At 66.0% G+C, this 8,657-nt stretch carries 5 protein-coding genes; all 5 read right to left on the bottom strand.

The window, feature by feature from the left end; translation table 11 throughout:
- Positions 1-89: 89 nt before the first annotated feature.
- On the bottom strand, positions 90-434 hold the full coding sequence (locus tag ACTIGN_RS14125; RefSeq protein ID WP_439624855.1) for a hypothetical protein: 345 nt from the start codon (positions 432-434) through the stop codon (positions 90-92).
- A gap of 129 nt (positions 435-563) precedes the next feature.
- Positions 564-1,520, bottom strand: a complete 957-nt coding sequence (locus ACTIGN_RS14120; protein WP_439624853.1) for a hypothetical protein — start codon at positions 1,518-1,520, stop codon at positions 564-566.
- Between the two features lie 509 nt (positions 1,521-2,029).
- A complete protein-coding gene (locus ACTIGN_RS14115) occupies positions 2,030-2,632 on the bottom strand; it encodes a hypothetical protein (protein WP_439624851.1) in 603 nt (200 codons plus the stop codon).
- Positions 2,632-8,118, bottom strand: a complete 5,487-nt coding sequence (locus tag ACTIGN_RS14110) for a hypothetical protein (protein ID WP_439624849.1) — start codon at positions 8,116-8,118, stop codon at positions 2,632-2,634. The genes ACTIGN_RS14115 and ACTIGN_RS14110 overlap by 1 nt, the downstream gene beginning before the upstream one ends.
- A gap of 192 nt (positions 8,119-8,310) precedes the next feature.
- Entirely contained in the window at positions 8,311-8,565 is a 255-nt protein-coding gene (locus ACTIGN_RS14105) for a hypothetical protein (protein WP_439624847.1), read from the bottom strand.
- Positions 8,566-8,657 lie beyond the last annotated feature (92 nt).

Here is an 8,657-nt window from a genome sequence, read left to right as displayed (position 1 = left end):
AGCCGACGAAACCCTTCCGCGAGGCTGTCGTTGTGCTTAACTGAAGGGCATTGCGGGTAGGCCACGGACCCCGGCTCCCCGCCCCGCACCTACACCTTGTTGCGTGCCCTAAAACAGTTGCCGCAGGGCCGGTACCCGGCAGCGATGCCAGCGGCCTCGTCGGCGAAGAACACCCGGTGCCGGGAATACCCCTTGCCCAGCGCCGCAACTGCCGAGTTGCAATCGAGTCGGCCGTAGATGCGCAGGTCGCGGGTGAAGTGGAGCAGGAAGTCGGGGATCTTCCTCCGCTGGCGCTTGGGGTTTCCGTCGGCGAGCACGATGCGGCCGTTGGTGACGTGCATCTGCTCGCGGTAGAACCGCTCGCCGTTGGCGAGCCACCCCGTGCCCTCCAACTCGGGCCAGACCATCGTCCGGCACGTCTCGGCCTCGTTCATGGGCACACCACCCCGGACCCTCCCGCGGAGGAACTCCCGTCACGCCCTGACGCCGGCTGGTAAGGAGAAGTGTAAGTGACCGGTGATCGGGCCGCAACGTCCGGAGCCGCTTGAGGATGCTCGGTGGCGTCATTTGAGCTTCGGAAGCCCGTAGAACGCCAGCCCGCCCCACTCGTGGGCGGCCAGCGTTTCCCCGTCGGGCGACGCGACCAACGAGTCCGCGTTCGCCACCCGGAGCCGGCCGACCGGGTCCGCGCTCGCTGGGTCGAAGACGTCTACGGTCAGGCTCGACCAGGTGACGTTCGGCCGGTCGGGAACCTTGTGGGTCTCGTGCGCTCCCACAACGACAAGCCGGGGCGAGCCGAACGGCGGCGTGTTGTTCCGCCCGGACGGCGACTCGACCGCGGTGCGGCTCGCCTCGACGCCCTTCGCCAGGTCCCACCGCACCAGTTCCGCCTTCGCGTCGCCGCGGACGAGCGCTGCGACCCACCCGGCCCGGTACGCGACTTCCAGTGGCCCCTGGCTGTTCCGGCGCGGACCGTTCGTGACGAGCGCCGCCTGCTTGCCGGTGGCGGCGTCGAGCAGCCGGTGCCCGGCGTTGTCGATCTGGACGACGTAACGGCCGTCGGGCGTAAACCCGTGCAGTCCATAGCTATCGACCGGTGCCGACCACAGTTCCTTCCCCTCAGCCACTGAGTACACGCGGACGACCACCCCCTTCGCGCCCTTCGGCCAGGCGATGGTGGCGACGAGCTTGCCGTCGGGCGAGAGACAGGCTTTTTCCCCCGGCACCTCGGCGATCTTGACCCAGCCCGCGGCCTTCTTCTCGTACACCCGCCCGGTGCGCTCCGGGCGGTAGTCCGAGTGTGCGAGGCGGGTGCGGTCCGACGTAAAGTTCGGGGGCGAACACGGATCCTTCGGGTCGGTGATGCCCGGCACCTCGCTGACCTCGCCAGTCGTCAGGTCGAGAAACAGCCAGCGGCTGCCGAGCTTGAGGTTGCCGGCCAGTTGCGCCGCCCAGACGGTGCCGTCGGACGTCCCCGGCACGCTGAAGTCGGACAGCGGGTGCCCCGTCCAACGTGCCACGGCGGAGCCGTCGGCAACCGACCAGAGCGTCCACGGCCTCGGGAGGCTCCTCAGTGTCGACGGGTCTTTCCCGTCCGGGGCGACCCACCCGAGGAACGTCTTGCCGTCAGCGGAGAACAGGCCGGACTGTACCCCGCCGCAAGCCTCGATCCTGGCCCGCGGCCGCTCCACCCGGTCCAACGGCCGGTCAGCTTGGTCCTGTGGGACCACGCACCCGACTAGACCCGCGAGTGCCACAGTGAGCCAGACGTTGCGCATCGTTGACCTCGTTAAGCCGAGTCGCTGCGGTGGCCATGACGCTTTCCGCCGTCGAGCGTGCGGGGGTGGGGTGCCCCCCCTAACCGACCGCGAGTACCGGGACGCGACCGTGGCCGCGGTGATACACTTCACGGCCTTGAGCAGCGCCCCGACGCCGAAGATGGCAGCGACGTCCGACCCAAACGACGGCCCCGTGTTTCACGTTTTGTGAGGCTATACACGAGTTGCGGACATTATGCTAAAGAACACTTTTAAGTCACCAGCATCATATCAGTCAGTCGCGCAACCAAAGACGATTTCACCTGCCCAGGAGTGATGACGGAGAAATCGTCGCTGTCGTCGTGAAGCCCGTGCGAAAGCAGGATCTTGCCGCCTCCGGCAAACTCGATGAGTACGCCCGCCTCACACGGGTAAGCCTCCCATTTCGCAAGTTCTGGCTGCCGCTTCAGAATCCGGACGGCCTCGATCTTCAGGCCGATTAATTTCCGGATGGCGGCGGGCGCGTACCGCTCGTCCGTCGCCGGTATAGGGTGTAGCTCGTCGTCGTCGGCGAGTCGGGGTTCCCTTTCCCGACCGCCGCGGTCCCGCTCCGCCCAGAGAATAACAGATATTAACGACGGGTCACTCGCCGCCCCGATTCTCGTGCCGTCACCCAGTTCGATCAGGAGCGGCCCGGCGGTGAGGCTAAACGCTAACTTCTCAGGATCGATGTTCCACTCGCTGACGGCCTCGTCGGGGGGTGACCAACTGTACCGAGTTAAGCTCGTCACCACGCCCCCGACGATAGTCCGGAGCAGTTCAAGTTTCGACGACGGGATACCGCTCGCGAAGTCGTTATCGGTCAGAGCCCCCATTAGCTTTCCCCTTTGGCAACCTTGATAAGGAGATCGATAGTTCTCTTATTCACTTTGGAGGGTTCTTGATTGGTGAAGACCTTCAAGGGATCGGCGATGACCACACGGCCGTCGGAGGCGATCAAGAACTGCAGATCATCAACTTTCACCTTTTTCTCGATCATGATGCGCTTGATGTTTTCGAGATCCTGAACGCTACGCTGGTTGAGTAAGGAGGAATTGCCGACGATTGCCGGCTTCCCGTTCACGTTCTCCACAACCTTCTTCGAACCGAGTGCGAAGCGATCCATAACGATCGCTGGCCTGTCCCCTACAACTGTGGTCCCCACGATGTTGACGGTTGGCAGTCCCGCGTCCTTCAACTGTTGGATCTGTTGGATTTCTTCCTGGAGCGCCTTTGCGGGTCTCCCGGCCTTCAGCACACCAACAGCCTTTGTTTCGTCGCCGACCACTGTAGATACAATTTTGTTCCCACCCTTACCGAGTTCGGTCCCAGGGGTAATGTTTTCGAGTCCGGGTGTGACTGGCACTGTCGGAGCGTTCGGGTTCGGCTTCGGGGTGCCCGCCTCGGGGGCAAGTTTGCCCTTTGACGTAGTCGGCCCGGCGACCGAGACTTCGGGTGCCTGCCCCGCTTTTGGTGCCACGACTGTCGGCTTGTCCGGAGTGGTGGCCGCAGCCTTGGTAGAGGTTTTTGCAGCGTTGGAATAATCTGCTGGGTCGGCGTTGTGAACCAGAACACCGGTCATACCGACAGCGTAGCTGTGCAACCCTTCCACCGACAAGTTAAAGACAGGGACCGTTCCAGCCCTACTCTCGGCGGCCATGACCCTACTGACCCGGCCGTTCATGGTCAGGATCACATCACCTGGTACCAGGGATCCCATCGCAACCCAACAACCCGGCGTTCGGCCCACCCCCTCTGCGTGGCCATGATCCCCAGTCGGCCTAGTCGTGAGTTTCGCACCCTCGATCACCCAGAACGGGTGTCCGTGCGTCCCCGTCACTTCTGATCCGTCCGCGAACGTCACCGAATTCAGGATGTCAGAGCGCCGCTCGTGAGTGTGTGTCACTTCCCGGAGTTGCCAGTTGCCGGCCTGCCGGTCATAAGCCCAAACCCGATCCCCAACAATGACCTCCTCAATCGGCTTCGGCCCTGAGGCGGTATGCACCAGCGTGCCTGCGACGAAGCACTTAGGCTTGTTCCTCAACCACGCAATCGATTGAGCGGATAGCCCGAACAACCGCAGCGTTGCGTCCCCGAAGTGGCCGTACGCTTTAGACGTGTCCCCGTCGGCCAGCGCGTCGATCCCTTGCCCGAGTCGGAAGCCTGCGATCGCGGCCTCGGTTCCGACCGAAGCCCGGTAAACCAGCTTGGTCATGTCCTTACCGGCTGTGACACACTTGCGTGCCTTGAAGGCCGCCCCAAATCCTGTGATCATCGCCGCATCGCCGGCCAGCGAGATCGCCGCCTCGGTGTAGTTGCCGTCCAAGAAGTCACTGACCGCACCGACCAAGGGCAGGAGCCGCATGCCGAAGTCGATGGTCTGGGCGATGGCAACGTCTTGTGCCGCCTTCTTTCGGAAGACGACTGCTTGGATGCGGTTCAGCCACAGGTCCGTATCCTGGCAGACGTGCTTCCGCCAGCCCTCAGGTGTGCCGGGTGTGGTCGCAGTGCTTGCTGATACGGTAATCCGATCGACGACTTTGTAGAACTCGACTTGCGCAAGCGCGTTGGGGTTGCCGATTAGCGAAATCCCGTGGTTGGGGTCAGGATCCTTCGTGTACCGGTCGGGATCCACCGGCCCGCCGTAGTCTGGTACCCCCCCGGCGTTGTCGATAAGCGCGTAGCGGAAGGGCTCCAGCACTAAAACATACTTAACGTCCCCAATCGTGTCCGCAATGACAACGTACCCCTCGGTAGTACTACCCTCGTAGGTTCCACTCGGGGATCTCTTCGCAAGCCCGTCCCGAACCATCGCATCGACACGTGCTGCGGGAATCTCCTTATAATTCAACGGCTTGTCACCGAATGCGAGTGCCTCCCGCTCAGCCCGCAGTTGGGCAATCTGTTGGTCGTAAAGGGTCTTGAGGGAGTCTGACTGTGTCTGACCCCACTTAACGAGTAGGTCGGCGATTTGCTTATCGATGATGTCGAGACGCTGCTTCGCAGGGGAAGCTGGATCCGTCAGCCATCCGTCCTTCTTGCGCGTCGTGACAGCGCCTTTGACCTCACCGTTTGCCGATCGGACGTCCGCCACCCACTCGCCTTCGACCGACACACCGGTGTCGATGTCGCCGTTTGCCAGCACCTCGACATCCTTCCCGGCCTTGATCGACGTCGTACCTGTAACACTTCCGGCGGCTTCAACGAAAATGTCTCCACCCTCACCAGTGGAGTCTACGTTCTGACTCATGTCGCCGCCGGTCCAGACCCGAACGTCACCTCCGGTCGAGCGGAAGCCGCCAGCACGAGGGCTGATCGTGCCACCCGCCTTCACCTCCAAGTCGCCGGCCGTGGTGACCGTCGCCGTAATCGTTCCGCCGGACCACAAATTGGCGGCTTCGCCGGCCTTGTAGTCGCCGGTGATCGCGGCATTGGCTGTCACATACAGCCACCCGCCGGTGGCCTCGGCACCGCCGCTCACACTTGCGGCCGTTGCCAGTTCGGTGTTGCCGGACGAAATCACTTTGCCGGTGATGTCGCCACCCGCGCGTACGATTACCCCTCCGAACGCTGTGACGTCCCCGGCGGTGACAGTCCCGGAGACCTTTCCGCGCGCCTCGATGTCCACCCACCACTTACCCGTGACGGCGTTAGTCAGATCTCGCCCAGCAAACGCCTCGACCCCGTCCTCACTCGAAGTTAGCTGCGCACTCAAATCGTTCCATGCGGTCGCGCTGACCTGGCCTTTCGCAGACACCTTACCTTTAAGATCGGTGTACGCCCACGCATAGGACCACCCCTCCGACGCCACGAATGTGCCGTCAAGATCGCCACCTCGGGCAGAAGCCCAGACGTTCTGCCCGGCGCGGACGTCCGCGTCGGCGATGGATGTCCCGGCCGAGATCGTCGCGTTCTTCGTCGCAGCTACCGATACCTGCTTGATGCCCTTGCCAGCGGTCAACTCAATGTTCCGCCCGGCCTCAACCCTCAGTTGATCAATAAGAGACGAACCGCCCGAGATACCCCCGTCGGGCGAGTTAATCGAGACGTCGCCCTCCGAACTCTTCACGGTCCCGCTAATCACGACACCTTGCTTGCCGTACACCGCGACGTACTTCTTGGCCGACAGTGGGGCGGCCACTGTACCGCCGGACCACACCAGCACGGCGTCTCCCGTGCTCTGGATCAGCGAGCCGGTACCGGACGTGGCCAGCGAGTCCCGGCCGACCGACCCGGCCGCCCGCACGTCCACTTCACCGGCGGCCGTCACAGCCGCGGTGACGTCGCCGAACGTCCCCACCGTGACCGCCTTCGCCGTGCTCGTCACCGCCCCGGACACGTCCCCGACCGCCCACACTGCAACCGCCCCCGGCGCGGTCACGGCCCCCTCCACCAGGTCCCAGCCGCGGACCGTGACCCCACCGGCACCGGCCGTGATGTCGCCGCTGACCGCCCCCTTCACCCACACGCCCCCCACCTCGAAGGCGATCGGGACGCCGACCGTGCCCCCGGCCGTGACCGACTTCGAGACCGGCCCGAACACGACGACCGGGCCGATGTTCCCGCCCGCCGAGACCGTGCCGGTCAACCCGCCGACGGTCTTCCCGTCGACCGCGTCGCGCGGGCCAGTCCCCGGCTCGCCGACGGGCTCGTAACGGTCCGTGGTCGCGTCGACGGAGTAGACGCCCCAGCCCACCTGGTCGAGCGTGCCGTGCTCAAGGAGCGGCGTTTCGCCCGCCGCCTCGGGGTCCTTGACGGTGATCGACGCGATGCTGCCGCCCGCGGTGAGCGACGCCGACAGGGTGTCGCCGGCCTTCACGTGGCCGATGTCACCGGCCGCGGTCACCGACCCCTTGATGTCGCCCGAGGCCGTCACGTCCCCGACCGACCCGGTCGCGCTCGCCACGTCCCCGTCCACCGACCCCTGCACCACCAGCACTGCCCCCACCCGCGACCGGGCGGAGACGTCGCCGACCGACCACTCGGCGGTCACGTCCCCCACCGTCCCCCCGGAGGTGATCGCCACCACTTCCCCGGCCCGCACCGCCCCGACGTCGTGGCCGGCGTGGAGGGTGACCCGCCCCGAGCGGTTCCCGAGGCTGTCCTCCGCCGCGTGCAGGGTCACGTCGTGGATGCCGCCCGCGGCGGTCAGGGTCAGGCTCCCGGCGTCGCCCTCCCACGTCGCGTCCCCGTCGTACCCGTCTAGCCCGGTCACGCTCGCCGCGTAGTCGTTCCAGATCGCCGGGCCGGTCTCGCCGCACGCGACCGGCGACAGCCGCACCCACCCGGGCGCGACGACCTCGGCCCGGAGCCACGTCGCCCCCGTGTTGGCGACGTAGACGCTCGACCCGTCGTCGGTCCATACCGCCCCCGGCGCGACCATGTCCGGGGTCACGTCGTTGTCGGCCACCGTGAGGGTCTTCCGGGCCTGGGTCGCGGACACCGCGTACCGCGGGTCATCGGGGAGCACCGTCAGGTCCACCGTCTCGTCAAGCTCGGGGCAGTCCCCGTCCACCGTCGGGAGGGTGACCACGGCGGTCGCCGCCCCGGCCGGGAACGTCACCGTGTACCGCTGGCGGGCCGGGTCGTAGGTCGCCCCGCCTACCGTGTAGTCCCAGGTCGCCGACGCCGTCCCGCCGAGGGCGAAGTACGCGGTCAGCGGCTGCGACGGGTTCCCGCCGGACCGGGTGAGCGTGAACGTACCGGCCCCTCCCTCGGTCGAGTTGGTGGCGGCCGTCACCGCTACGGTGGGCACCGCGGCGTACAGGTCCACCTGGAGGGTGCCGGAGTTGTCGCCGTAGTACCCCGGGAGGTCGCTGTAGTACCCGGTCACCTTGGTGCCCTGGCCCACGAACGTCTTCACGTACTGGTGGTCGCTCTGGTACCCGCCCCACAGGTTCCCCGTGGTGTCCCCGCCCGGCACGCCGGCCAGCCGCACCCCGTGGTTGTTCCAGGCGTACCCGGGGCTGGACCCGTCCTGCGGGCCGGTGCTCTTGTTGTACCGGATGAACTCGGCGTCCGCGAACCCGGTCGTGTCCGTCGCGATCCGGGCCATCCCGTGGGCCACGGCCAGGTACGTCTGGCCGGCCTCCAGGGCGACCGCCGACTGGACGCCGGTGGACACGTTCTGGTTGGTCCGGGTCGCCACCGTGAGGGTGTCGACCTTCACCCACGTCCCCCCGCCGTCCGCGAGCAGCGGCACGGCGGTGAGCATCGTGCGCTCCTCCATCTGCTCGACGGCCAGCCGCCCCCGCGAAGGTTTCGGGGTGGCGGCGTTGCCGAGCAGGTAGTCCCAGACGCGGAGCAGGCGACGGAACGGCACGGGTGGGCGCATGGGGCACGCGGGTTGTGGTGAGCGAGTAGAATTCTTTGCTGAGGGTAAAGATGCCGCACCGCCGCGGCAATGTCGGACAAAAAGAATTTTGTCCGAAGCGGCAATTAAGTGGATCGCATGAGCTTGGGTGCGAACGGCTGCTCGGCAGCCCCGCGACCCCGGACGAATCCCAACAGCACGTCAGGCGGTCGGAGCGGCGTTGACCACGTTGATCTGCTTGCGGGCAAGGTTGATCTGGAGCGCCGGTCCGGCGAACTTGCGAACCAGGGCGAGGGTCTTGAGGGCCGACAGGTACCGCTTGTGGGCGGCGTCCATGCGGCGCTGGTTGTAGTCCGCCTGCCGGAACGACGCATTCGTCGCCTGCGCCGCCCGGATGTCGGCGTCCTGGACCTGGAGCCAGCACGCCGCCACCCGCTCGACCAGGAGTCGCTCCACGGGGGCCGGGTGTAGTACCGGCCCCCGTGGTCCCAGCCCATTAGATGTTCTTCACGATAAGCTCGGTGCCGGTGCGCACCCGCCGCGTGGCG

It is taken from the genome of Gemmata sp., assembly GCF_051859125.1.
Lineage (GTDB): Bacteria > Planctomycetota > Planctomycetia > Gemmatales > Gemmataceae > Gemmata.
Note: the sequence above shows the minus strand (reverse complement) of the source record. Positions and strands in the feature narration are given on the sequence as shown.

Excerpts from the sequence above, each read along its gene's own strand:
- ACTIGN_RS14125 (WP_439624855.1), bottom strand. The coding sequence starts at position 434 with ATGAACGAGGCCGAGACGTGCCGGACGATGGTCTGGCCCGAGTTGGAG.
- ACTIGN_RS14115 (WP_439624851.1), bottom strand. The coding sequence starts at position 2,632 with ATGGGGGCTCTGACCGATAACGACTTCGCGAGCGGTATCCCGTCGTCG.